We start from the raw sequence: 23,638 nt of genomic DNA, 5'->3' as shown, positions 1-23,638 counted from the left end.
GCGAGTTCACGCAGCCAACGCGGCATATCGTCCGGCCCGTTCGAGCAGTTGCTCATGACTACCCGCCTCGACAACGTGACCGGCGTCGATGACCACGATCCCGTCGGCGTCGCGGACCGTGGACAGCCGGTGGGCGATGGTGATGGTGGTTCGTCCGCGGGCCAGTTCGTCGAAGGCGTGCTGCACGGCCCGCTCGGTCTCGTTGTCCAGGGCGCTGGTGGCCTCATCGAGCACGAGCACGCGCGGATTGCGCAGCAGGGTCCGGGCGATGGCGATTCGTTGTTGCTCGCCGCCGGAGAACCGGTGACCCCGCGAGCCGACCATCGTGTCGTAGCCCTCGGGCAGCGAGTCGATCAGCTCGTGAATCTGGGCGGCCCGCGCGGCGGATTCGATCTCGGCATCGGTGGCGTCGGGCTTGGCGTAGCGAAGGTTTTCCCGCACGGTGGTGTGCAGCAGGTACGTTTCCTGGCTCACCACACCGACGATCGCGGCCAGGTCGGTCAGGGCGAGATCGCGCAGGTCGATACCGTCGATGGTGATTCGGCCGGCGCTCGGGTCGTACAGGCGGGCGACAAGGGCGGCCAGTGTGCTCTTACCCGAACCGGTTTCGCCAACGATCGCGAGGGTGTTCCCCGCCGGTACGACCAGGTCGACGTCATCGACGGCGGCCTTCGTTGCGCCGGGGTAGCAGAAGCTGACGCCGTGGAAGCGGACCTCACCGCGAATGGCGGCGGGATCGACGCTCACCGGGTCGGCGGGCTCGTCGATCTCCACCGGTAGGTCGAGGTACTCGAAGATGCGGGCGAAGAGGGCCAGTGAGCTGGTGAGCGACACACCGACGTTCAGCAGCCCCATCAGTGGACGGAACAGGCCGGCTTGCAGGGTGGTGAAGGCCACCAGGGTGCCGATGGTCATGCCGCCGCGGGTCGCGGGCAGTCCCGCGGCCAGGTAGATCGCGGCCGGCACCGCGGCGAAGATGACGCTCATGGAGGCCATCCGCCACCGTCCGGCCAGCTCCGACCGTAGTTCCAGATCGATCAGTCGGACCGACGATTCGCTGAACCGGCGAATGAGGGCGGGGCCGCTCCCCATCGTCTTCGCGAGCTGAATACCGCTGATCGAAAGGCCTTCCTCGATCGTGACGTTGAGGTCGGCCAGCTCCGACTGGCGGCGGGCGGTGATGTCGCGCCGCATCCGGGCCACCTTGCGCGTCAAGTAGATCGCCGGTGGCATCACGATCAGCGATATCAGCGACAGCCGCCAGGACAGCGCGAGCATGGCGGCGATGGTGGCCACGACAGTCGTGAGGTTGGACGCGACCGAGGTTGCCGTCGATGTGACGACCGATTGCATCCCGCCGATGTCGTTGGTGATGCGCGACTGCACTTCACCGGTACGGGTACGGGTGAAGAAGCCGAGGGACTGTCGTTGCAGGTGGCTGAAGACGCTGGTACGTAGGCCGTGCATGACCTGTTGGCCGATTCGGGTGCTGATCCAGGTCTGGACCACGCCGAAGACCGAGGTCACCGCGGCGACCGCGATCATGCCGAGGATGAGAGCGAGCAGCAGCCCGACGTTCTGGCTCGGCAACGCGGAGTCGATCACGGCCCGCAGCAGGAACGGAGAGGCCAGGGAGACGATGGACGAAGCCACGATGATGGCCGTCACGATCAGCAGCGGCCAACGGTAGGGGGTGAAGAGCCGGCCGATACGCAGCAGCGAGACCTGCTTGGCCTCGCGCTTCTCGTCGGCGGAGTTGCGGCCATCGGCCTTCCAGCGACGGCCGGCGAAGGTGGGGGGCGGGGTGGGAGTGGACTGCATGAGACCTCCCGTGGTCTGTAGGAGTGAAAGTCTGAGGCACAAGCTAATTTACTGAGGTTACCTCATCATGAGGCTACAACAGCAAGTCCTGGTACTTTGTTCCCGTGGAGCGCTCTGGGGACGAATCGCTGGCCGAGGCCTTCTGGGCGGTGGCCCGACAGTTGCGGCGCAACTCGGCCCAGTGGCTCTCGTCCTGGAACCTGACGCCCTCTCAGGCACGGGCGATGCGCACCCTGGACCGGTACGGATCGATGCGCCCCTCCGCCCTGTCGGAACACCTGCGTATCGCGGCGCGCTCGGCCACCGAGGTCATCGACGACCTGGAACGAATCGGGTTCGTCGAGCGGTCCGCTGATCCGTCCGACCGGCGCGCAACGCAGGTCTCCCTGTCGGCCGCGGGACGCAAGGCCAGCGCCGACATCCGTTCGGCTCGCTCGGAGGAGGCCGAGCGGATGTTCGGACGCCTGTCCGAAGCCGAGCAACGCAACCTGCACCGGTTGCTGCGCAAGCTGACCGACGAATCCTGACCCGGCGGCAATCCGGCTCGAAGTTGAGTGCACAGTTGTACACTCCCGCCGTGACCTCGACCAGCAGCAGGGCCGAGCGTAAAGAGCGGACCCGACAGGCCCTGGTCGGTTCGGCGTTGACGCTGCTGGCCGATCGCAGTCTGTCGGGCCTCAGCCTGCGCGAAGTGGCGCGGGCCGCGGGTGTCGTGCCGACCGCGTTCTACCGCCACTTCGCCTCGATGGACGAGCTCGGCGTGGCCGTGGTGGAAGAGTGCACCGCCACGTTGCGTCAGTTGATCAGGCAGGCGAGGCAGGCGCAGGTCGCCGATCCGATCGCCGGGAGCGTCTCGATCCTGGTGCGCCAGGTGGCTGAGCGCGAAGCCGACTTCCGGTTCCTGATCCGGGAACGGGCCAGCGGGGTGCCTGCGGTCGCGCGGGCCATTCGCGACGCCCTGGACCTTTTCACGGTCGAGCTGACCGCAGACCTGGCCCGGATGCCGGCACTGGCGGACTTCCAGACGGAGGATCTGCGCATGGCGGCCGATCTGATGGTGGGTGCGATGCTGCACACCATCCAGGCGCTTACCGAACTCGACGGACCCGATGACGACGCCATCGCCGATGTCACCAGGCGGGCAGAGCGGCAACTACGCCTGATCGCGCTCGGCCTGACCCAGTGGCGCTGAAGTCGCGCCGCGTCCGCCCACCGCCTACCGCCCACCGCCCACCGCCCACCGCCCACCGCTGAGAGGTTCACATGCTTGCTACGAGCGACCTCGTCGCCTTCACCCCGACCACGAACCTCGCGAGGGCGCGGCGGTTCTACCAAGACGTGCTTGGACTGTCCGTGCTGGACGAGAACGCGTATGCCTGTGTGTTCGACGCCAACGGCACGATGCTGCGCATCACCGTGGTTGCCGAGGTCGCCCACGCTGGGTACACCGTGCTCGGCTGGCGCGTCGCCGACATCGGCGCAAGCGTCGCCGAACTGGGCGCTGCCGGCGTCGTGTTCTCTCGCTTCGACGGCATGGAACAGGATGCCCAGGGTGTCTGGACAACTCCGAACGGCGATCGGGTCGCCTGGTTCACCGACCCCGACGGGAACGTTCTGTCTCTCACCGAATACCGGTGACCGGTGACCTGCGGCCTGCGGCCTGCGGCCTGCGGCGAGGCTCGTCATGCCGCGAAGCCCACCTCGTCGCACCTGTCAGCGTGGTGGGGCACGGAGTACGGCGTGGGCTAGGAAACAGGGTGAGGACGCGCCCCGTCCCGGTGGTGCGATTCCAGAATGGCCTTCAATCGAAGGAGGTCTTTGTTGTTGGCTCGACGCATTGCCGCCGCCAAGGCCGGTGCGGCGATGGCGCCAAAGCCTGACGGTTGGCCGGAATTCCGCAGGGTCATCAGCGTTCCGGACGCAGCGTCGACCCAGGAATACTCGGTCCGCATCGGGAACGGCCCCTGCTCAGTGCTCATGACGAACCGCTGCCCCACGACCAGTTCGACAACCCTGTAGGTGTACGCGATGCGCCGTCCCAGGAAGTTCGCGACGAAGGCAATTTCCGAGCCTTCGGCCAGCGGGGGAGCTGTCTGCCACTCGACCGACTTGATGTTCGAGTACCACGCAGTGGCATTGTCAGGATCAGCGGCGAAGACGGAGACCTCCGCCCTCGGGCAAGCAATCTCGATCGACGTCACGATGTTGACCGGCACCGCTCAATCGTAGAACTCCTCGTCCGAGTCGCCGCAGCTCGCGAGCGGAGGCAACGGCTTTCGTTGCGCGGCGGGCAGACCTATCACGCTCTGGGACAGGCGAACCGCCCTGTAAGCGTGGTCGTGATCGAGCGGCATGCTTCACCGAGCGCGCTATTGACGCCGGTACCGTCGCACTGTACTTTCCTATTTGGTTAATTAGCCGCACTGGAAAGTAGCGTGATCGTGACGACAACGGCCAGCGCCGAAGACCAGCTCAGCGAGACCTTCGCCGCGCTCGCCAACCCGACGCGGCGCGCCATCCTTGCCCATCTCGCCCGGGGCGAGGCCACGGTGAACGAACTCGCAGCGCCATTTCACCTGACGCTTCCCGCAATCTCCAAGCACATCAAAACGCTCGAACGGGCTGGGCTCGTCACACGCGGCCACCATGCGCAGTACCGCCCCTGCGCCCTCGACGCCAGCCCGCTCGCAGATGTTGCGACGTGGGCCGAGCAGTACCGCCCCGTCTGGGAGGCCCGATTGGACAGGATGGACGACTACCTCAACCGACTGCGATCACAACCGACGACGGAGGGACACGATGACTGACGGCCTGAACGCCCAGAATGCTGTGACCATCGAGCGAACCTTCGATGCTCCCGCACATCTGATCTGGCAAATGTGGACCGATCCGGAACACTTCTCGGCCTGGTACGGGCCAACGGGAGCGACCATCCCTGTCGCCAAGATGGACGTACGAGTCGGCGGAACCCGGCTGATCTGTATGGAGGTCACCACGCCCGACGGCCCCGTGCGCATGTGGTTCACCGGCGAGTACCGCGAGGTCATCGAAAACGCGCGCCTCGTCTACACAGACTCTGTTTCCAATGCGGACGGCGACATCATCGCTCCCTCGGAGCTGGGCATGCCAGCGGGCCACCCCACCACAACCGAAGTCCGAGTCGAACTCGAAGACCTCGGGGACCGTACGAGAATGGTCATCACCCACGTCGGCATACCGGCCGATTCGCCCGGCGCCACGGGCTGGGCAATGGCCATGAGCAAACTGGCCGGCTACATCGAGACCCGGGCTTAGCCAGTCGGGGGTGAGTCCGAACTTCATCAGCCGCCGAAGCGAACGCCACAGTCAGACCCCCTCGAATCGACGCGGCACGATCGGCGACCCTTGCTCCGTCACACGATCGGGGGGAGCGTGGGCGCCATGACGTCGGTCGGTGTGGAGGACGAGTTCGCCCAACGGTCTCAGTGTTGGTGCTGCGGGCAGATCAACGACCCACAGGCGATGGTGCACCTGGGTAACCACCCTGAGGTGACGATCTGCGTGCGGTGCGCCTACTCGGTCAAGAACTGGGCGTGGGAGATCGAGGACCGGTCACGCACCGGGATTGCAGTGCGCGCTCGCAACGGAATGCGGGTCCTGCGGCGCGAGGTGGTGCGCCGTGGCTGGCATCAGAGTAAGTGGATTGGTCGCCCCATTCGGCGGTTAGGCAAACGTCTTCCCTGATGCGGCCTCACGCTTGAGGGCCTGCCGTAAGTCCCGCAGCGGCGGAAGGCCGGCCGACCCGGTCGGCGTCGGATAGACCCGGCACGCAAGGCCGACCCCGCTGCCGCCCTGCGCGAACGGGTCGTGTCCATTGATCAGGATCGTCGGCGACCCAACGAAACCGCGGGAAACGGCCACCTCGAAGGTACTGATCACCGTCGTGGTGACGGTGGCCGTCACTGCCGTGTCTGCCACCGCGGTGTTGATCAAGTCGATCGCCGCTGACTCGTTCGGGCAGTCAGGCACGACCAGCAACTCGATGTTCATGCACCAATGATGCGCGCCCCGACGACGAAGCGCACGACCGGACGGCAGCATCCCGCTGGTCCGCACAGCCCCGGCCGACGACGTCAATCGAGTACGTGCACCTTGCCGCCGACGGCGATCGCGATGCAATGGGCCCCGCGTCGCCGACAAGGTCATGCGGCTGAAGGGGAACACAGACGGGCGCTCTGCCGCTGGATTCTCTAGCTTAGAAGGCGTTTTCGAACCACAGCTTGTGGACCTTGATCTCGAGTGTGCACTCGGTTTCGAGCACGCCGGGTAGCGGCCGGACCACGTCCTGCAAGAAGCCCCAGAGGGCCGTGTCATCGGCTACGAGCACTTGGGCGAACAGATCGAAGCTGCCGAGCACTGTGGAGACATAGCTGACCTCGGGCCGAGCAGTGAGGGCTTTGGCGACGGAGTCGTGCCGCTCGGGGCCGACCTTGAGAAACACCAGCGCGAGCCGGTCCATCGCCATCGCGGCGGGATCGGAGAACGCGACGATCTTGAGCGTGCCGGAATCGGTGAGCCGCCTATAGCGGGCCCTGATCGTCGCTTCGGACACGTCCAAGGAACGTGCGATTTCCCGAAACGGCCGGCGGCCATCTCGTTCGAGCTCGCGGATGATGGCCCGGTCCAACACGTCGGGCTGTGCCTCGGTCATAGCACTCATCGTAGGTCTCGATTGATGTATTGCGTGGCAAGGGGCGGCCTCGGTTGCGCACTGCGAGCTGCCGGGCGAATGTTAAATCGCAATTTCAAACGTTGGAGGTCTTGTCATTGGTGCATTGCGTGGTCTAGCGTACTCGAAACGGCTGAACGCGAGGCAGTAGACCTTCACGGGCTCGCATTACGTCGCATCTCGTCAGTCTCGCCGCGTGACGCGGCCGGAAGACCACAATCGGATCCCGGAGGATCGAGCCATGGCACACCCCTACGTGACCCACGGATCGTCCAGTGACGCCGTCGCCAATCACGAGTTCGAGAAGACGTTGCGCTGGTGGGACGGTGTCACGATCAACATGGCGATGCCGGCCGCGCTGTTCGTGAGTCTGGGCGCCTCGATCGGCGCAATCGGGGTCTGGACGGCGATCGCGCTGTGGGCAATCACCGCTGTATTGGCCACGATGCACAACTGGGCGTATTCGGAGGTAGCCGGCCTGCTGCCGCACAAGGCCGGTGGCGTAGCGGTGTACGCCAACGAGGCATGGAAGAGCCGGGTGAACCTGGTAGGCCCGCTGGCTACCTTCGCGTACTGGTTCGCCTGGTCGTCCTCGCTAGCGATTTACGGCCTGCTCATCGGGGATCTGGTGCAGGCGCAGTGGTTCCCCCACGCCACGTGGTCGTTCTATGACGGCAGTGTGCACGTCGGCCTGCCGCACCTGATCGCCGTGCTGGTCATCTTCCTGGGCTGGGCGGCGAACGTGCTGGGCATGAAGCCGGCGGTGTGGACGATGATGGCGATGGGCGTTCTGTTAATGATCCCGATCGTGTTCTTCATCGTGCTGCCGTTCGTCACCGGCAAGTGGAGCGCCGGAGACTTCAGCTCCGGAACCCCTGGCACCCATCATTGGATCGGACTGCCAACCGCGCTGACATGGATCTTCGTCATGGCCTGGTCGGTGTACGGGGTGGAGGCCACCGCATCCTTCGTGCCCGAGTTCAAGGACACCGTGCGCGACACCCGGCTGGCCATGCGCGGCAGTGCGCTCATCGTTCTCGCCGTGTATGTCCTGATGCCCTTCGGTGTCTCCGGCCTGGCCGGACAAAAAGCGATCGACGCCGATCCGACCACCTTCTACGGCGCCGCGTTCGCCCGGCTGTTCGGCGGCCACGGCTCCTTCATCATGACCGTCTGCCTGATCGCCGGTTTGCTCCTGATGATGCTCATGACCAGCGCCGACGGCGGCCGGGTGCTCTACGGCAGCAGCCGCGACGGCCTCACCCTGCGCCAGCTAGGAGAGCTCAACCGGTTCAAGGTGCCCGGCCGGGCGATGACACTGGATTTCGTTCTGAACGTGATCCTGGTGTTGTTCCTGGGCAATACCCTGGCGATCCTGATCGCAGGAAACCTCGGCTATGTGCTGATGCACGTCTTCGCGATCAGCGGATTCCTGCTACTGCGCAAAGACCGACCCGGCGCCCGACGCCCGATCAAACTCGGCGCCATCTGGACCCCGATCGCGGTAGCACTCACCATCGTCGACCTGGTACTGCTGTACTTCGGCGTCACGCACTCCAGCGTCACCGGATACGGCGGGACCCGCGAGCTGCTGATCGGCGTTGCCGTTCTATCACTGTCCGTGCTGCTCTACGCCTACCGGGTCGTCGTGCAAGACAAGTCCACCCTCCATTGGCGCTCCGCCGCCCCGACGGTCGTGCCGCCCGACGTGCAGGTCTCGCGGCTGGACGACGCCGGTCGCCTCGAACCGGCCGGGGAGTGAGCTCAGATGGTCGACGTCGCTGACTGGAACTGGCCACGCGGGCAGGCTGCGGTCTCGCTGAGCTTCGACGTGGACGCCGAGGCCGGCTGGCTGGGCGAGGGCGAGGGATACCGCCGCCGCCTCACGATCCTGTCCGAAGGCCGCTACGGAGTGGTCCGGGCCATGCCACGGATCCTGGACCTGCTCGCCCGGTTCGAAGTGCCAGCCACCTTTTTCGTTCCCGGCCACACCGCTGACACTCATCCCGCGCTCGTCGAGACGATCCTGCAGGGCGGCCACGAGGTCGCCCACCACGGCTACCTGCACGTCCGCAGCGACAAAGTCAGCCCCGACGTCCAACGCCACGAGATCACCGAAGGCCTGGCCGCGCTGCAACGAGCCGGCGCGCCGCGACCGGTAGGGTATCGCTCCACCTCCTGGGAGCTCACTCCCGAGACCTTCGATCTGCTGCTGGAGTTCGGCTTCGACTACGACTCCTCCTGCATGGGAGATGACCGGCCCTACTTCGAGCAGTGGCAGGACCGCACTGTCCTGGAGCTGCCGGTGCACTGGTCTCTGGACGACTGGCCCCGCTTCGGTTGGAACATAGACGGCGGTGGCAACCAAACTGCACCCGCTGAGCTGTACTCCTCCTGGCTGGCCGACTACCAGCTCGCGGTCGCCGAGCGGCGCCATCTCACCTTCACCATGCACCCGGAGGTGATCGGTCGCGGACAGCGCTTCGTCGAGCTGGAACGCTTCGTGGAAAAGATCGCCTCCGACGACGTGTGGTTCGCGACCCTGGCCGACGTCGCCGCCCACGCCCGACCATTGCTGGAACGCTGAGAAATGGTCACCCGCTTCGTCTCAGAACCTGCCTCCCCCCGACACCGGGGCGAGCAGTTCGGTGAGGCCCACCGCGAACCGATCGCGCGCACATTATCGGCTTACTCCGAACTGTTTTCGGCCGTCACCACAGACCAGTCCTGGAGCCTGCCGGCCTTCGGCGCCCAGGCTCTGGACAGAATCGAGGCGTGGACTCCCGAACTCGCCGAGGAGCTGCACGGCATCGCACGCGGTTGCGGTCAGACCGCAACGACAATTGCGGCCCTCAACGCACGCACCGAGATCCTCGCGGCCCTCCGAAACAAAGGCGGCGCACGCACACCCGGCGAATGCTCCACCATCGTCGCCCTCGGCGCCGACCACATGGTCGCAGTACAGAACTGGGACTGGTTCGTAGGCATGGCAGGCAACTGGCTCGTCTGGGAGATCGAGCACGCCGACGGGCGCCGGACGACGACGGTCACGGAGTACGGAATCCTCGCCAAGATCGGAGTGAACTCCGCGGGCGTCGGCGCGCTGTTCAACATCCTGCACCACCGCGCCGACGGCCACGGCCCGGTCGGTGTACCCGTGCACGTCATCGCTCGCGCCGTCCTGGACACCGCCGTCGATGTCGACAGCGCGCTGTCGCTCGTCAGCTCCGCGACGGTCTCGGCCTCCACCGCGCTCACCGTGATGGGTCCCGGCGCGGAAGGCCCAACGGCCGTGACCGCGGAGATCTGGCCCGGTGGCCCAAGCTTCGTCCCCGCCCTGGACGACCTGTTGCTCCACACCAACCACTTCCTCGCCCCGGAGGCGGCCGAGGGTGACACCGAGCCGACCGACGCCCCGGACACCATCGCCCGCTACGAGGTCCTGCAGCGCGAACTCGTCGGGCGGGGGCACGAACTGGACGTAGCTGGCGCAGTGGCCGTGCTCACCGATCACGCCGGCGGCAGCGGGGCATTGTGCTGCCACCCGGACCCGGCCGACCCGCAAACCGAGCAGTACCAGACGCTGGCGACCGTGCGCCTGGACCTCGCGCAGGCCGCCGTTCATTGCACCGCTGGGACGCCGTGCCTGGCCTCGACCGAATCGGGAGTTAGATCATGATCGCGCTCAAACGCATCGACAACATGGACATCCTCACCCACGACGTAGCTCGCCTCGTCGACTTCTATCACGGCGTTCTCGGGTTGTCCTTCTACCTGCCGTATCAGGCAGAGGAGGAGTGGGCGGCGATCGACGCGGGCAACCTCACCTTGTACGTGTTCAAATCCGAGGTCGGCGAGCACGCCCCCCGACGGACCGAGATCAACCCGGACAACGCCCCGGGCCTGGACTCGTTCGCATTCGAGGTAGATGACCTGGACGAAGCGCTGCAGCAACTGCAGGGCAAGGTCGTATGGGTCACCGAGGAAACGATCACCTGGAAGCACCCCAACGGCACCTGGTATCGCTACCGACCGTTTTACGACCCGGATGGCAACATGCTCTACATCACCGAACCTCACCCTGCCGAGTCGCTGTGATCGCCTACACCGCTGCGAGTTCGCTTGGCCGCCTCGACGGCCGGCGTGCGCTGGTCACCGGCGCTGCCCGCGGCATGGGCCGCGCCCACGCCCTGACCCTGGCCGGGCTCGGCGCGAGCGTCACGCTGCTCGACCTGGACGAGGTCGAAAACGCCAACACCGCACAGGAGATCAAATCCCTCGGAGGGACCGCCTACGCCCTCGCAGCCGACGTGACGTCCCGAACCGCCTGCGAGCGGGCCAGCGAAGCTGCCGCTTCCGCGATGGGCGGCCTGGACATCCTCGTCCACAACGCGGGACTTATGTACTCCGGCACGGGCCTCGCCGACACCGATGACGAGGACTTTCACCGACTGCTCATGGTGAACGTCCACGCGCCGCTCTACCTGACCCGGGCCGCGCTGCCCTACCTGCTGGCCAGCGACCACGCCCGCGTCGTGTTCGTCTCCTCGCAGTGGGGCCAGGTACCCGGCGGGCACAGCTACGGCTACATGACAGCCAAGGCCGCCCAACTCGGCCTGATGAAAACCATGGCCACCGAGTTCGCCGGCCGACAGATCCTCGTCAACGCCGTCACCCCAGGCGCCGTGATCACCCGAATGGTTCCCGAGGAATATCAGCAGGCCGAGCAGGCGGTCATCCCCATCGGGCGGCTCGCCGAACCAGGCGAAATCGCGTCAGTGGTGGCGTTCCTGGCCGGCGACGGCGCCTCCTTCATCACCGGTCAGACGATCGGTGTCAACGGCGGCGCGTGCATCGTCGGCATCTGATCCGCCTCTGCCCGCACTGACCAACCCCAACACGGACCGCGAAGGAAGACCCATGTTCCACAATGTGAGTACCCCCATGCCCCGCGCCGACACGATCGCTGCCCAGGCCGCGCGCGCGATGCGCCACTCCTGGTTCCCGGTCGCCCGATCGGTCGATGTCACCGACGTCCCCGTACCCGCGGTACTGCTCGGTGAGAAACTGGCCGTGTTCCGCGGAACCGACGGCCTCGCCCGGGTCACCGCGAACCGGTGCCCACATCGCGGGGGCAGCCTCGGCCACGGCACCGTGCACGGCAACAACATCGCCTGCCCCTATCACGGCTGGCAGTTCTCCGGAGAGTCCGGCGCCTGCGCGCTGGTCCCGTCGCTACCGGACCAGGCCAAGATCCCGCCGCGCGCCGCCATCACCACCTACCCCGCGCAAGAACAGTTCGGCCACATCTGGACCTGCTTAGCCGAGCCCGAAGCCCCCATGTACGCCCCAGCTCGCTGGGCTGGCCTGGAGCTGGAATGGTTGGCCGCTACTCCGATCCCGTCCGACACCGGAGTAGCGGTGGCCATCGAGAACTTCCGCGACGTCGCGCACTTCCCGTTCGTGCACCAAGTCTCCATGGGCCCGACCCCTCCGATTGTCGAACCGCTTCAAGTCCGACGCGAGGGGCTGGATGTCTACTTGGACCGGCCGCTCGACGCCGGCGAGGGCGACTGGGCCAGCCAAGGCGACTGCACGATGCACTACCAATGCACCGCCCCCGGCTTTGCCTCGATCACCTATGACTACGCCGACCTCGGCCAGCGGATCGTGGCCGGCTTCCCGTCCCCGGTGGCCTACGACCAAGTCGTCATCTTCTGGGCAGTCGCGAACGAGGTCGGGTTCCGCGGCGATGATCTGCAGGAATGCCTGCGGGTAGAGGAGATGGTCTATCTCGAGGACATACCAATCGTCGGTGAGCTCGACCCGCGGGAGGTCCCCTGGGACCGCGAGGTGGAGGAGTTCTCGGTGCCGGCCGATCTGTTCACGCTTAGCTACCGGCGCTCCTTCCGGGAACTGATGGAGAGGGTATCGGCCCGATACGCGCCGGAGCCGGTGCTCGCCAACAGCGGGGCCTGAGCCGTGAGTGAGACGCCTGAAGTCGTGGTCGTCGGGATACGGATGGAGACCGCCCAGATACGATCCTTCGAGCTAGCCCGGCACAACGGCGAAATGCTGCCGTCCTGGGAACCTGGTGCGCACGTGGACTTGCACCTGCCCTCCGGGACCGTCCGGCAGTACTCGCTCTGCTCGGACCCCGCGGACCTGCGCCGCTACCGGATCGCGGTGCTCGATGTCGACGGCGGGCGCGGCGGTTCGCGCGAGGCGCACCGGGCTCTCGAGGTCGGTGACCGGGTGCGGGTCTCGGCGCCGCGTAACCACTTCCCCCTTCACTCGGCTCCGGAATACCTACTGATCGCCGGGGGGATCGGGATCACCCCGATCCTGCCCATGGCACGTTCGCTGGCTGCCGGGACCGCGGCCGTGCGCCTGGTCTACGTCGGCCGGTCGCGGCCGAGCATGGCCTTCATCGATGAACTCACCGCCCTTGGTGTGGACACCCGGATCGTCACCGACGACGTTGATGGCCGCCTGGACCTGAGCGCACTCGATATTGGGTCAGCCGCCGTGTACGCATGCGGGCCGGTAGGTCTGCTCGACGCCCTCGCCGAGCGGGTCCCGAGCCAGTCGCTGCACGTGGAACGGTTCACCGCCGAGCCCGCCGCACGCGATGCCCACCGCGGGTCGGACATTTTCGAGGTCGAGCTGGCCCAATCGGGGCTCGTTCTCGTCGTACAGCCAGGAGTCTCGGTGCTGCAGGCAATCCGGTCCGCCGGCGTGGACGTGCCCTCGTCCTGCGAAATGGGCATCTGCGGGACGTGCGAGACCAAAGTGCTCAGCGGCGACATCGACCACTACGACGACCTGCTCACCGAGGCAGAACGGGCCAGCGGCGCCACCATGATGATCTGCGTATCCCGCTCCCGCGGGCCCCGACTGACGCTGGACCGATGACCGACCGGCGCTCACCATCTGACCGCGGACCCGAATTCACCATTCAATCGCCGCTGCGCCGCCGTCTCTGAGTCATGGCCTGGAGATATCGGCTTGGCGCCATTCGGTTTGTGGCGCGAACAGATCACGGCACTACCCGGACCGAGGCCGAAATTGGTTGGCCTAGACTCTAGGCGCACAACCGCTACAGCCCAGCGCTACTGGACTTGTAGCACTCCCCGCCCTCGTAGCTCAGGGGATAGAGCGCCGGACTCCTAAGCCGGGCGTCGCAGGTTCAAGTCCTGCCGGGGGCACTCCTACAAGGTCCATCTTTACTGGCCTTCAGCCGCATTGCGGACGGATTGAAGGTCCACGACCGTCCCCTCGGGCAACGGGCGGGCAACAGCAGCGTCAGCGCGAGCTTTGTCCATCCGGTCCGCGACCTCATCCAGCCGATCGGTGAACAGGTGGCCGTAAAGATCGAGGGTCATGGTCGCCGACTTGTGGCCCATCATCTGCTGGACGACTTTGACGTCCGCACCGGACGCGATGGCGAGCGAGGCAGCCGTGTGGCGTAGGCCGTGGGGAGTGAGGCCCGAGAGTCCGGCAGCGTAGGCCGCTGGTTCAAACACGTCTCTACGGAAGTTCGACGACCTCAGAACGTCTCCACGCGGTGAGACGAAGACTAGGTCGCCCGGCTGCTTGCCTGCAGCAAGCGCCGCGAGATCGTCAACGAGGAACCGAGGGTAGGCAATCGACCGCCGTTGATGACCCTTCGGAGTACCCCAGACGATCCTCCCGTTCACGGAGGTCGCGGACTCTGCGATCTCGACCCGCCGTCGCAGCAGATCCAGACGACTCACCCGGAGGGCGGCAGCCTCGCCAAATCTGGCGCCCGTGTAGGCCAGGAACAGGATGAGAGGTCCGTACTCGTCGGCGGCAGCCGCCAAGCGCTCAACCTCGGCGTGCGTGAGGTACCGGCGATCCCTCGCCACGATCCTCGGAAGCTGGACGCTGTCCGCTGGGTTCCTTGGTAGCCGTCCGTCACGGACGGCGAGTCCTAGCGCTAGTGACAGGACGCGGTGAGCTTTGGTCGCGGTTGAGGCCGACCGAGACTGAGCCACCTCGCTTACCCAACCCTGGATGTCCGCGTGCGAAACGTCGCGCAGACGGTAGTTGCCCCACTTCGGAGTGACGTGGGTTCGCAGGATGCCCGCGTACCTCTCTCGGGTTGATGGCTTTAGCTGAGCCTGGCTCTCAAGCCAGCGCTCCACCCACTCCGCGACCCTGACCGCAGACCGGTCTTTCTCTATGTAGGTACCGGCGAGCTTTGCCCCCTCGACTTCGGTGATGAAGCGTTCGGCCTCTCGCCGAAGGGAGAAACTCCTGTTCCGCTGAATGCCATCCGGCGTGCGGTAGTGGGCACGCCACGTGACCTTGCCGTCCCTCGTCCGCTTCTGAATGCTGGCCATGTCCTCGCTCCCTATCCGCCGAGAGCCGCGCTGGCCTTGGCCGTCAGAACGGGCTGCCCATCCAGGTCGGCAAGGAAGCCGTACGTACGCGCTCGTTTCGCCCGTGTAGACCAGAGATCCCGGGTCTTGCGATCTAGGCTCTGCGTTTCAGTGAGGCCAGCCTTCGCCCTGGCGATGGCTGCGACGGCATTGGTGACATTCCAGCCCGTCAGCGTCACGATTGCCGACGCCAGCGCGGCGTAGGCGTACTCACCCTCAAAGTCCTCGGGAAGCCGCTCTATGACGGACTGAGCTTGGCGCTGGATCAGCACCCCTTCCAACAATCGGCGCGCCTCTGCTATCGGAACCGCTCGCAAGTGTGTCGTCTGGATGCCCTCCGTGTCGTAGCCACCGTTTCCCTTGCCACCCTCGCTCCCATCCACTGCTTCGATGACGAGCTTCTCCGGACCGCCGATCGGCGCATTTAGGTTGCGCGTCACGGTCACGCGCCACTCCTTGCCGCTTTCGAATATGAGTGTCGCGTCGCCGTCGTCAGCCACGTCCGGACCTCGTACCAACTCGAACTTCAAGGTATCCCCTTCCTGGTCACAGAACTGTCACAATCACGATAGTCGGCCGTACACACGTTGTCAATCATACGTACACTAGTTTCAGACGATGCTGACAGGGCGTCGGACCGAGAGGGCCAACATGGGTGAACTGAAGACACTGAACGAGGCGGCTGACTACCTACGAAGCAGCCCAAAGACGCTGCGCTGGTGGCGAGCAAAGAACCTGGGACCGACGAGCTTCGTGCTCGGCCGGCACGTGATGTACCGGCAGTCCGACCTTGAGTCGTGGATCCGCGAGCAGGTCGACGCCACAAAGCGAGGTGGTCAGCCCGGCTAGACGAGTGTCGGGCCTGCTCTCCGATCACTTTCGGCACGACTACATCAGATTCGGTTTCCTACTACACAATAAGATCAAACCACGGCATGGCGCCTCTTGCGAGAGGATGTGCACGGCCTTACAGTTCAGTCGTTACCGGCTAAGAACGGTGACAGCAGGACTGAGAGACGCGCAGTACAAGACCGCCAAACGAGCGTGGTACTTGCCCCGTCCCAGACCCTGCTCGAAAGAACCGCTTCCAGCGAGAGCAGGGCTCTGCCCTGCCTCGGCTTCCCGCGAGGCGGACCCCTGCCCACGCTCAAGAAAGCGATGCTCCATGCCATCTCGTCATGCGCTGACGGCCACGCAGGCCCAGCACGAATCACCAACACCCGCTGAAGGAGGCGCTCCTTCAGAGCGACTGCTGACCTTCGCCGAGACAGCTCGGCGGATCGGTCACTCGGACGAGGCACTCCGAGCGATGCGGAAAACCGGCTCGGCTCCCCCGTTCTTCAAGCTCGGCAAGCGCAAGCTCGTCATCCGCGAATCAGCGCTCACCGACTGGATCACAGCTCAGGAGGCTGCGAAGTGACCACCTACACCCTCGACTTCGAAGGCGGGACTAACGGCTCGTCGGTATCTGCCAGCGGATGGACCGTCATCCCTGGCAGTGGGGCTGCTATCACCTATGACAACACCCGTGCCGCGCATGGCGTGCAAAGCGCCAAGCTCGTTCCTGCGTCGGGAATCGCCTCTTCCGTCTACGTAAACACCCTCAACACCACAACTGCGGCGATCCGGGGCTACTTTTACTTCTCCACCATCACCAGCGACGACGAGTGGCTGTTCAAGTTCGGCGGAGCGGGCAACTCTACTGACCTGATCGGGAAGCTGAATTCCGCCGGCGCTCTGCGCCTTCAGGACACGACCGGTACGAAGTGGACCGCCGCTTCAGCGCTCCCGCTTAACCAGTGGGTGCGAATCGAGATGCGTCTCGACCTCGGTGCCAACACCGCGCAGCTCGTTTACTACCTCGGTGACTCGACAACGCCGGTCACCGGTGGTGACTCCGGCACGATTTCCGTTTCCGCTGGCACGATTATCAACTACGGCGTATTCGGCCGCCCTAACAACGGCACCTACACCACGCCGTTCTGGGTTGACGACGTCAGGCTGGTGGACTCCAGTGCATCGCTGATTGGACCGGTGCCGGTCCCTCCCGTGGCTGCGTTCAGCAGCACACCAACCGCACTGACGGTGGCGTTCGACGCCACTGCCTCCACCGCTACCTCTCCTGCGACCGTCTCCAGCTACACCTGGGACTTCGGGGATTCGTCCTCCGGTAGCGGGTCGGGACCATCCCACACCTACGCAACCGGTGGCACCTACAGCGTCGCGCTGTACGTCACCGACTCGACCGGTTCAACGTCGTCCACCGTCACCCACTCAGTGACTGTGGCTGGTGCTTCCTACACGGTCGTCCCGGCTAGCACGTCTGTCGCCACAGGTTGGACCGCCAGTAGCGGGACAGTGCTGTCGTGTCTGCAGGACACCGACCAGACGACGCTCATCACCAGCCCTGCCGGCCCGACCAACCAGGAACTGACGGTGGTGCTCGGGGCTCTGGTGCCCCCGACCACCGGCAACCCGCTCCGGATTCTCATCAACATCGACACCCTCAGCGCTGCCTCCGGCAGCTTCAACGCCTACTTGATTGAGGGCTCGACCACTCGATCGACGATCCTGTCGACGTCGATCCCTGGTGGCTCTGGGTCGTCGGTGTCGAACGTCGCCACCCTCACCTTCCCGTGGACCGATGTCTCAGCCGTGACCGACTGGTCAGCGCTGAAGCTGAAGCTCCTCATCACTGCGGCGTAGGAGGGCGACATGGCAGCAATTCGAATCGCGTCCGTTCACGTGACTTCCCGTGACGCTGAGGTGGAAGCCAACGAGACGCCGAGTCCAGCCTCGGACCAAGCGCACACAGAGGTGCAAGCGGAAAGTCCAGTCATCAGTATCGGGCAAGTACGAGCCGTGGGATCTAGCGCCTAGATCGTTCCGAGTTCAGCAGTCGGAGGTGGTTGCCCTGCCTTGCAAGCGGGGCAACCCCACCTCCCGTCACCCCCAACGCACAAAAGGAATAACGCCATGCACAATTTGACAGTCCAGGAGGCGAAGTGACTTCGCTCCACATCTCCGGGCATCGGACCGTCCATGACCAATCAGCCGGCTATGCCTACGTCTTGTCGGACGACGGAACGGTGATCGGCGAGCACAGCCGCTACCACCGTGGGAGCAGCTTTCCGGGTCTCGCTGAGTATCGAGCCCTCGAAGAGGGCATCCTCTCCGCCTTAGCGGGTGGGTACTACCAACTCGACGTGTTCTCCAGCTCCGCCCTCCTGGTGGACCAGATGCAAGGCCGGCGCGCTGTCCGTGGTCCCAGCTACCAGACTGCCGCCGGGCGGATCGATTTCCTGTCTCGCCAACTCGGATACATTGGCTACACCCTCATCCCCGGCAACGAAAACCTTGCCGCACCGGCGGCGAAGGCCGCCCACCTTGCTGGCCCTGGAGAGCCGTCAGGGCGAAGCAGGCTGGACGGTAGTAACGGGCGGACCGGAGAGCTTCACAACGATTCATCACGCGTCGAGAAGCGATTCGTAGACACCGAGACGGTCATCGTCCGCCAGCAGACACCATCCGTCGGCCCGCACAGCAGCAAGGTAGAGCGGACAGGCCGGCTTGCCGCCAGAAAGGGCCTCGCTCGGTTCGCCGCTCGGCACGTCGTAGGGCAGCTCATCCTCACCAGCTACACGGACCTCGCAAGCATCTGGGACGACGGGCTCTCCGTCGACTTGCTGATCTCTGCCATCGATTCACACCCGACCGCGTGGGCGCGGGGCCTCGGTAGCTCACAGGCTCCTGGAGGGGCCTCCAGCGCGCCGGCCGACGTCGCACCTACCTCTCCCGTAAGGACTGCCCAGTGACGACCAAGACCGACGCGAAGTCGGAGCCAGTTGGCGACTTCATCCTGAAGCACCCCCAGTTTGAGGCGCTGCCTGTCGATTGGGATGGTGGCACACTCCCGTCGCTCATTGACGGCCTGTTCGCCGCAGGCATCAACGCCGTTACTGCCGTTCGTCCAAGCGATGCGACCGCGCTTGCCGCCCAGACGCTCGACTGCCTGATGACCCAGAGTTCGCTGCTGAATCAGTGGGACGCGTCCTTCCTGGTGACGCGTCCGCTCGTCGTCGTAGACCGACAGCGGGCCGGAGCGTGGCGGTCGTCGTTCGGTGAGGACGTCACGATCTTGAAGGCTAGGGCAATCGCATGCTGGGAGGGATTGGCAGACGCCGTCACCAGCGTCGGGGCTGACCTCCTCATCGTCGACAGCGCCATGATGCTTCTGGGATCGCCGGCACCGGACGGCTTCCTCGTCGATGGTTGGCTGCGGGACACGGCTGTCCCGGTCATTGCCACCTACCAGAGCTTCCAAACCGGTCCAGGTGTCAAGACCCAGAACACCGCCCCTGAGTACGCCGACGCGACCGTTTGGGTGAAGTACGACGAGAGGACCGGCTTGACCATCGTTCAGCCAGACCAGACGAAGGTAACCATCGAGTGCGGTCTGGCAATGCCTGACAGGTCGTCATTGTCGATCAGTTCCGAGCAAGTTGCTCAGCTCGCGATTGTCGCCGCTCGTCTAACGAAGACCGAGGTACTGCCCCAGACCGCCTTCAACCTCGTCAAGTTCGCACCATCGGAGGTGGAAGCGATCGTCGGCCAGAGGTCGGTCGAGGAAATCCAGCGAGCGCTGGAAGTTCACGCTGATCGGTTCAGCGACGAGCCACCGTTCTGAGCGCCGATATGCAACGACTAGACCGAGAGACGTTGGCCGAACTGGTGGAGGGTTTTGCAACCGTGCCCGAGGACGACGGGTCTGACGACCCTGCGTGGCCCATCCCTGGTTTCATCCACCCAGGTTTGACCGCGTTGACCGCTCAGCCGGAGATGGGCAAGACGACCCTCCTGAAGTCGATGGTGAAGGGACTGCTCGCGGGCGAATGGCTGGGCGAGCCGACACACTTCGACGACGACAAGCGCATCCTGTTCGGATGCGAGGACTACACAAGTTTCCGGGATGTCCGGCGGACCTTCGCAGATGAGCCGCGCGTTCATCCAGTGCTCCTTCACGAATGGAAGCCGGCATGGCTCCCTCGTCTAGTAAGCGAGGGGCAGTTTGGGATGCTCATCATCGACAGCCTGGGTGCCGTCGTAACGGACACGAACGAACAGGGGCTAGCCGGAGTCTTCACACAGTCCGTTCGGCAGTTGCCGATCCCCGTAATCGTCGTCCATCACGAGGCGCGTGCATCCAAAGGGCCGTCGGGCGCACAGGTGTATCGGGGCGCGTACAGACACACAATCCGAGTATCGTGTGTCGAGCATGATGGAGACCGCATTCTCCGACTTGCGCTTCAGACGTATGGCAACAACGCACCTGCCTCCAGGCGGTCCGTTAAGGTAGATCGACTAACCCTCGTCTCGGAAGCTGCCGACGATAGTGGGCGCGGGGTTAGCCGCTCCACGCGGAAGGCGTCAGCCGAGAAGGCATGCATCCTGGGTGTGTTGGCACGCGAGCAGGGGGTCGACGTTCAGTTGGACCACAACCGCCTAGCTGAGGCCCTACTGGGCGGAAAGCAGGGGAGGGAGGACGAGGGCATGCGCGCACGAGTCGAAGCCGCCCTTGACTCCCCGGCGAGGCACCGGACAGTGAGTGACCTGATCAGGAAGAACCGCGCAGCCTTCGATCGTTCAGCAACAGACGTTGACAGACCTGTTTGCTGACTGACATGGTCGCCAGGCAATCTCTGGCGGCCGCTCGGGTCGCCCGGTTACCAGACGGGGGACACTAGGGCTGTGCCGAAATCGCGGTTTCCGACACATCACAGCTCAGGAACTCCCTACGGGAGTCTGTTCGACACCGAGTGTCAACAGCAGCTCAGCATCGCCTACATGCGCGCAGTCGTAACGGCGGCGCGCTGCTCCTACGAACAGATCGACGTTGACTACCAGACTGTGGATGCATCAATCCGTCAGACGGCCAACCATTATGTTTTCAGCTCAGCTCAAGTCGATGTGCAACTCAAGTGCACATCGCAGGATGTCGTAAAAGACGATCACGTCGCATTCTCGATCGAGAAGAAGTACTTCGACAAGTTACGAGATACGCGCCGTTACGAAAAGATCATTCTTGTGGTAATGGTGGTTCCAACTAACCTCGAAGATTGGCTGATTCAAGATGACGATCGCTTAATCCTACACAAGAGTGCATACTGGATGTCGCTGCATGGCGAGCCTGCGCTGACCGATCCTAATCAATCCACGACGCTGCACATCCCCAAAGCTCAACGCTTCGACGTCGAACAACTGCTTGGCATCCTATCCAGAATCGGAAATGGCAAAATGCCGTGAGTACATTTCTTCGATCCGTGCCGGATGACCTGAACATATCTCCGCATGCGGTAGCCACGTATTTGGGTGCTTCTGGGTGGACGTTGGCTCTCGAAGACGGCGTTTCGCAGTATTGGCAGAATCCTGAAATTCCATCGGATCGAATTCGCCTGCCCCTCGAAACCTCATTCGGAGATTTTGCGCGTCGATTTGATGAAGTATTGATCTATCTGAGCCGCTTGAACGACTGGGACGCCGAACAACTGGCATTACAGATCGTCAGCGTGCGTTCGGACATTCTTTTCCTCCGCGCTGATCAAACAACCCTTGATGGAAGCATTCCGATACGACAAGCCGAACGAATGCTCGCCGGAGCTGACGCTCTGCTCCTGGCTGCGGCCACGTCCACCCTGCGGCCGCAAAGCGCCCACGTGGGCCGACGGCCAGATCAAGCGAGAGACTTTGTAGAGAATGACGTTCGCATGGGACATACGCAAAGAGGCAGCTTTATCATTACCATTCTCGCTCGTCTCGGAGCGGACGAGGTCGTCCGGCTGGACGAAGAAGATTACCTGCTCGAAGAAGTAGATGACGAGGCGTCGGTATCCGCAGCGAGCCAGCAGGAGACGGTGATACCTCCGTTTCAGCGGAGGGCAATGGCGACCCTGGCATCAGGGGTTCACGCTGCCAGAGAAATCGCCATGGCGTCGGGTTCTCTGACGCTGGACCAAGCAATCCACGAAGGCCTGAGCGCGAACATGGTCGATGCGCTGCAGACCATGACTGCGGACTTCGAAGGCCTTCGAGCCCTCGACATGTCATTTGAGTGGGCGAAGGCCGAGCAGACCGCACGACCTGGAGTGGAACGTGTCGCGATCGACCGGAACGTGATGCCGGAGTTGCGGCAGCTCAACGAACGACTTCGACGAAAGCCGCCCGCTCCAGCGGAGCAGACAATCTACGGCCAGGTCACGAGATTGGAACGAGGGGAGGATGACGCAGGGGGCGTTGTAACCGTGAAAGGGCTCGTCGATACGCAATCCGGGCGGAGTGCGAAGGTCGCCCTGGCTGGGGCGGCATATAACCGCGCAATACAGGCCCACCGAGGTCGAAACCCGGTTACCGTCACAGGCACCTTCACGAAACGTGGTAACGCCTACTGGATCGAGGGCAACGTACAGCTGAGCTTCGCCTAGGTCTTCGCGGCGGAACGTTGGAATGGAATGGTTCCCCCCTATAACCCCCCTCCGGTCTTTCCATTCCAACAGAGGTCACGGCCGACAGCGCCGTGACCGTTCGATGAACCTCACGGGCCAACAGATCTCACCGGCCCGTGAGTGCTTGCCCCCTAGATACTGACCGAGGGACCCCGTCCCGCTGGTCGCGTGACGGGTGGTTGTTCACCGGCCCGTGAAAGCTTGGCTGGCCGGTGAGCGTCGAGGCATCGTTCCCGGTCTTGCCGGTGGCTCTACCGCGCCACCGGAGATCGTCGCAGTGCCCGTCTTCGAGCCGAAGACAGTTGATCCCTCGTTCGTGGTTGGCAGCCACGCCCCACAGCGGCGTGGCGACTCTCCTGCTGCGAGGCGAATGCAACGATTCGCCGATGGGAATCCTGAGTCGGCTTTTCGGACCAACACACCCTCTGCAGTCACGTGGAGGAACGTTCCTGCTGAGTGGGGTCACCTTCTATCAGCCGCACCTCTCCGCGTGCGGCGTGGGTGGTCATCGTGTTCGTCTGATCGCGGATACCGGCAACCCCCACGATCAGTTCGCCGTCGCTGCCCTTATCCAGGGCCGCATGGTCGGCCACATCAGCAGGAAGATGGCACCCGACTACCGCGATGCGATCGCGAGGATCGAGTCATCCGGGCGACAGGTTTGGGTAGCTGGAAAGGTGCGGAAGGACCGGCAGTTCTACGTCGAGTTGGATTGCGTCTGGCCGAGTCAGTTCAAATAGGGGCCCCTCGCGCCTACTCCCACTACCCGTTTTCCCAGGGATTTTTGCGTAGGTAGTACGTATATAAGCGACCCGGCCACTAACAACCCCGGGTCAAGCTGCCGGCAGAGGCTTGGCCGCCGGCTTCACCACCTGTTCGGGTTGTCGTTCTCGCCCCACGACCAGAGCCTGACTGACCAGCGAATGAAGGTCGCTGGAGCCCAGAGAAACAGCACGACGTACGCGACGACCAGGCCGGTCGTGCATATGACCGCGACGACGGCTCCCGTCTTGTCAGGCAGAAGCAGCAGCGCGCCTACGTCAACGGCCACGAGGACGGCCAACAGGATGCCCGCGATGCGGGCACGAACAGCCAGTCACCCGCGTGCAGGCGACGACGGCGGGAATGTTCCCGCCTCGACATCCCGGCGATGCGCCTCGTCCTCAAGATCTCCAGCGGCCACGCCAGCAACGATCTCACTCGAC

The 23,638-nt window shown here is 64.4% G+C and carries 28 protein-coding genes and 1 tRNA gene; 21 read left to right on the top strand and 8 right to left on the bottom strand.

The window, feature by feature from the left end; translation table 11 throughout:
* Positions 1-6 precede the first annotated feature (6 nt).
* Positions 7-1,821, bottom strand: a complete 1,815-nt coding sequence (locus M6D93_RS04265) for an ABC transporter ATP-binding protein (protein ID WP_283818636.1) — start codon at positions 1,819-1,821, stop codon at positions 7-9.
* Between the two features lie 104 nt (positions 1,822-1,925).
* On the opposite strand from M6D93_RS04265, the gene M6D93_RS04260 reads away from it, so the two are divergent.
* The 3 genes from M6D93_RS04260 (at position 1,926) to M6D93_RS04250 (ending at position 3,459) form a co-directional block, all read left to right on the top strand.
* The gene (locus tag M6D93_RS04260; RefSeq protein ID WP_249773119.1) at positions 1,926-2,348 is read left to right on the top strand and encodes a MarR family winged helix-turn-helix transcriptional regulator; all 423 of its coding nucleotides are present in this window, start codon (positions 1,926-1,928) and stop codon (positions 2,346-2,348) included.
* Positions 2,349-2,398: 50 nt separating this feature from the next.
* Positions 2,399-3,013 (top strand): TetR family transcriptional regulator, encoded by a 615-nt coding sequence (locus M6D93_RS04255; protein ID WP_249773118.1) that lies wholly within the window; start codon positions 2,399-2,401, stop codon positions 3,011-3,013.
* Positions 3,014-3,084: 71 nt separating this feature from the next.
* Complete coding sequence (locus M6D93_RS04250) at positions 3,085-3,459, top strand: VOC family protein (protein ID WP_249773117.1); 375 nt, start codon at positions 3,085-3,087, stop codon at positions 3,457-3,459.
* A gap of 107 nt (positions 3,460-3,566) precedes the next feature.
* Here the strand turns inward: M6D93_RS04250 and M6D93_RS04245 are convergent, their stop codons facing one another.
* Positions 3,567-4,037, bottom strand: coding sequence for an SRPBCC family protein (locus M6D93_RS04245; protein WP_249773116.1), 471 nt, complete (start codon positions 4,035-4,037; stop codon positions 3,567-3,569).
* A 225-nt stretch (positions 4,038-4,262) separates the two neighbouring features.
* On the opposite strand from M6D93_RS04245, the gene M6D93_RS04240 reads away from it, so the two are divergent.
* Together M6D93_RS04240 and M6D93_RS04235 are read left to right on the top strand one after the other, a co-directional pair.
* Positions 4,263-4,628: an ArsR/SmtB family transcription factor gene (locus tag M6D93_RS04240; protein ID WP_249773115.1), complete on the top strand. Its 366-nt coding sequence runs from the start codon at positions 4,263-4,265 to the stop codon at positions 4,626-4,628.
* Entirely contained in the window at positions 4,621-5,115 is a 495-nt protein-coding gene (locus M6D93_RS04235) for an SRPBCC family protein (RefSeq protein ID WP_249773114.1), read from the top strand. Before M6D93_RS04240 ends, M6D93_RS04235 begins: the two co-directional genes overlap by 8 nt.
* A gap of 408 nt (positions 5,116-5,523) precedes the next feature.
* Here M6D93_RS04235 and M6D93_RS04230 read toward each other — a convergent pair whose 3' ends face one another.
* Together M6D93_RS04230 and M6D93_RS04225 are read right to left on the bottom strand one after the other, a co-directional pair.
* Positions 5,524-5,850, bottom strand: a complete 327-nt coding sequence (locus tag M6D93_RS04230) for a thioredoxin family protein (protein WP_249773113.1) — start codon at positions 5,848-5,850, stop codon at positions 5,524-5,526.
* 205 nt (positions 5,851-6,055) lie between these two features.
* On the bottom strand, positions 6,056-6,511 hold the full coding sequence (locus tag M6D93_RS04225) for an Lrp/AsnC family transcriptional regulator (protein ID WP_249773112.1): 456 nt from the start codon (positions 6,509-6,511) through the stop codon (positions 6,056-6,058).
* 259 nt (positions 6,512-6,770) lie between these two features.
* On the opposite strand from M6D93_RS04225, the gene M6D93_RS04220 reads away from it, so the two are divergent.
* The 8 genes from M6D93_RS04220 to M6D93_RS04185 all read left to right on the top strand — a co-directional run bounded on the left by M6D93_RS04220 (position 6,771) and on the right by M6D93_RS04185 (position 13,737).
* The gene (locus tag M6D93_RS04220; RefSeq protein WP_249773111.1) at positions 6,771-8,291 is read left to right on the top strand and encodes an APC family permease; all 1,521 of its coding nucleotides are present in this window, start codon (positions 6,771-6,773) and stop codon (positions 8,289-8,291) included.
* Between the two features lie 6 nt (positions 8,292-8,297).
* A complete protein-coding gene (locus tag M6D93_RS04215) occupies positions 8,298-9,116 on the top strand; it encodes a polysaccharide deacetylase family protein (protein ID WP_249773110.1) in 819 nt (272 codons plus the stop codon).
* A 3-nt stretch (positions 9,117-9,119) separates the two neighbouring features.
* Entirely contained in the window at positions 9,120-10,208 is a 1,089-nt protein-coding gene (locus M6D93_RS04210) for a C45 family autoproteolytic acyltransferase/hydrolase (protein ID WP_249773109.1), read from the top strand.
* The gene (locus tag M6D93_RS04205; RefSeq protein WP_249773108.1) at positions 10,205-10,627 is read left to right on the top strand and encodes a VOC family protein; all 423 of its coding nucleotides are present in this window, start codon (positions 10,205-10,207) and stop codon (positions 10,625-10,627) included. Before M6D93_RS04210 ends, M6D93_RS04205 begins: the two co-directional genes overlap by 4 nt.
* A complete protein-coding gene (locus M6D93_RS04200) occupies positions 10,624-11,397 on the top strand; it encodes an SDR family NAD(P)-dependent oxidoreductase (RefSeq protein WP_249773107.1) in 774 nt (257 codons plus the stop codon). Before M6D93_RS04205 ends, M6D93_RS04200 begins: the two co-directional genes overlap by 4 nt.
* A 64-nt stretch (positions 11,398-11,461) precedes the next feature.
* The gene (locus M6D93_RS04195) at positions 11,462-12,508 is read left to right on the top strand and encodes an aromatic ring-hydroxylating oxygenase subunit alpha (RefSeq protein ID WP_249773106.1); all 1,047 of its coding nucleotides are present in this window, start codon (positions 11,462-11,464) and stop codon (positions 12,506-12,508) included.
* Positions 12,509-12,511: 3 nt separating this feature from the next.
* Positions 12,512-13,444, top strand: coding sequence for a PDR/VanB family oxidoreductase (locus M6D93_RS04190; RefSeq protein ID WP_249773105.1), 933 nt, complete (start codon positions 12,512-12,514; stop codon positions 13,442-13,444).
* A gap of 220 nt (positions 13,445-13,664) precedes the next feature.
* Positions 13,665-13,737 (top strand) — tRNA-Arg (locus tag M6D93_RS04185).
* An 18-nt stretch (positions 13,738-13,755) separates the two neighbouring features.
* Here the strand turns inward: M6D93_RS04185 and M6D93_RS04180 are convergent.
* Positions 13,756-14,895 (bottom strand): tyrosine-type recombinase/integrase, encoded by a 1,140-nt coding sequence (locus tag M6D93_RS04180; protein ID WP_249773104.1) that lies wholly within the window; start codon positions 14,893-14,895, stop codon positions 13,756-13,758.
* Between the two features lie 11 nt (positions 14,896-14,906).
* Positions 14,907-15,464 (bottom strand): hypothetical protein, encoded by a 558-nt coding sequence (locus tag M6D93_RS04175; RefSeq protein WP_249773103.1) that lies wholly within the window; start codon positions 15,462-15,464, stop codon positions 14,907-14,909.
* A gap of 121 nt (positions 15,465-15,585) precedes the next feature.
* Here M6D93_RS04175 and M6D93_RS04170 point away from each other — a divergent pair, with 121 nt between their 5' ends.
* The 8 genes from M6D93_RS04170 (at position 15,586) to M6D93_RS04135 (ending at position 22,412) form a co-directional block, all read left to right on the top strand.
* Positions 15,586-15,783 carry a helix-turn-helix domain-containing protein gene (locus M6D93_RS04170; RefSeq protein ID WP_249773102.1) on the top strand — a complete coding sequence of 66 codons (198 nt, stop codon included), beginning with the start codon at positions 15,586-15,588 and terminating at the stop codon, positions 15,781-15,783.
* A gap of 316 nt (positions 15,784-16,099) precedes the next feature.
* A complete protein-coding gene (locus M6D93_RS04165) occupies positions 16,100-16,354 on the top strand; it encodes a helix-turn-helix transcriptional regulator (protein ID WP_249773101.1) in 255 nt (84 codons plus the stop codon).
* A complete protein-coding gene (locus M6D93_RS04160; protein ID WP_249773100.1) occupies positions 16,351-17,640 on the top strand; it encodes a PKD domain-containing protein in 1,290 nt (429 codons plus the stop codon). Before M6D93_RS04165 ends, M6D93_RS04160 begins: the two co-directional genes overlap by 4 nt.
* A 299-nt stretch (positions 17,641-17,939) precedes the next feature.
* Positions 17,940-18,749, top strand: coding sequence for a reverse transcriptase-like protein (locus M6D93_RS04155; protein WP_249773099.1), 810 nt, complete (start codon positions 17,940-17,942; stop codon positions 18,747-18,749).
* Complete coding sequence (locus M6D93_RS04150) at positions 18,746-19,621, top strand: hypothetical protein (protein ID WP_249773098.1); 876 nt, start codon at positions 18,746-18,748, stop codon at positions 19,619-19,621. The genes M6D93_RS04155 and M6D93_RS04150 overlap by 4 nt, the downstream gene beginning before the upstream one ends.
* Before the next feature lie 32 nt (positions 19,622-19,653).
* Positions 19,654-20,610, top strand: coding sequence for an ATP-binding protein (locus M6D93_RS04145; protein WP_249773097.1), 957 nt, complete (start codon positions 19,654-19,656; stop codon positions 20,608-20,610).
* A 168-nt stretch (positions 20,611-20,778) separates the two neighbouring features.
* A complete protein-coding gene (locus tag M6D93_RS04140; RefSeq protein WP_249773096.1) occupies positions 20,779-21,237 on the top strand; it encodes a DUF4365 domain-containing protein in 459 nt (152 codons plus the stop codon).
* Positions 21,234-22,412 carry a hypothetical protein gene (locus M6D93_RS04135; protein ID WP_249773095.1) on the top strand — a complete coding sequence of 393 codons (1,179 nt, stop codon included), beginning with the start codon at positions 21,234-21,236 and terminating at the stop codon, positions 22,410-22,412. The genes M6D93_RS04140 and M6D93_RS04135 overlap by 4 nt, the downstream gene beginning before the upstream one ends.
* Positions 22,413-22,864: 452 nt before the next feature.
* Here the strand turns inward: M6D93_RS04135 and M6D93_RS04130 are convergent, their stop codons facing one another.
* Positions 22,865-23,026 (bottom strand): hypothetical protein, encoded by a 162-nt coding sequence (locus tag M6D93_RS04130; RefSeq protein ID WP_249773094.1) that lies wholly within the window; start codon positions 23,024-23,026, stop codon positions 22,865-22,867.
* A gap of 272 nt (positions 23,027-23,298) precedes the next feature.
* Positions 23,299-23,484 (bottom strand): hypothetical protein, encoded by a 186-nt coding sequence (locus M6D93_RS04125; protein ID WP_249773093.1) that lies wholly within the window; start codon positions 23,482-23,484, stop codon positions 23,299-23,301.
* Between the last annotated feature and the right edge of the window lie 154 nt (positions 23,485-23,638).

Origin of the sequence: Jatrophihabitans telluris (assembly GCF_023516435.1) — a bacterium.
GTDB classification, from domain to species: Bacteria; Actinomycetota; Actinomycetes; order Mycobacteriales; family Jatrophihabitantaceae; genus Jatrophihabitans_A; species Jatrophihabitans_A telluris.
The sequence above is the reverse complement of the archived record's forward strand: the minus strand, read 5'-3'. Positions and strand labels throughout refer to the sequence as shown.

Coding starts and splice junctions, on each gene's coding strand:
- M6D93_RS04265 (WP_283818636.1), bottom strand. CDS start 1,821: ATGCAGTCCACTCCCACCCCGCCCCCCACCTTCGCCGGCCGTCGCTGG.
- M6D93_RS04250 (WP_249773117.1), top strand. CDS start 3,085: ATGCTTGCTACGAGCGACCTCGTCGCCTTCACCCCGACCACGAACCTC.
- M6D93_RS04235 (WP_249773114.1), top strand. CDS start 4,621: ATGACTGACGGCCTGAACGCCCAGAATGCTGTGACCATCGAGCGAACC.
- M6D93_RS04230 (WP_249773113.1), bottom strand. CDS start 5,850: ATGAACATCGAGTTGCTGGTCGTGCCTGACTGCCCGAACGAGTCAGCG.
- M6D93_RS04225 (WP_249773112.1), bottom strand. CDS start 6,511: ATGACCGAGGCACAGCCCGACGTGTTGGACCGGGCCATCATCCGCGAG.
- M6D93_RS04220 (WP_249773111.1), top strand. CDS start 6,771: ATGGCACACCCCTACGTGACCCACGGATCGTCCAGTGACGCCGTCGCC.
- M6D93_RS04215 (WP_249773110.1), top strand. CDS start 8,298: ATGGTCGACGTCGCTGACTGGAACTGGCCACGCGGGCAGGCTGCGGTC.
- M6D93_RS04210 (WP_249773109.1), top strand. CDS start 9,120: ATGGTCACCCGCTTCGTCTCAGAACCTGCCTCCCCCCGACACCGGGGC.
- M6D93_RS04205 (WP_249773108.1), top strand. CDS start 10,205: ATGATCGCGCTCAAACGCATCGACAACATGGACATCCTCACCCACGAC.
- M6D93_RS04180 (WP_249773104.1), bottom strand. CDS start 14,895: ATGGCCAGCATTCAGAAGCGGACGAGGGACGGCAAGGTCACGTGGCGT.
- M6D93_RS04170 (WP_249773102.1), top strand. CDS start 15,586: ATGGGTGAACTGAAGACACTGAACGAGGCGGCTGACTACCTACGAAGC.
- M6D93_RS04165 (WP_249773101.1), top strand. CDS start 16,100: ATGCCATCTCGTCATGCGCTGACGGCCACGCAGGCCCAGCACGAATCA.
- M6D93_RS04140 (WP_249773096.1), top strand. CDS start 20,779: ATGCGCGCAGTCGTAACGGCGGCGCGCTGCTCCTACGAACAGATCGAC.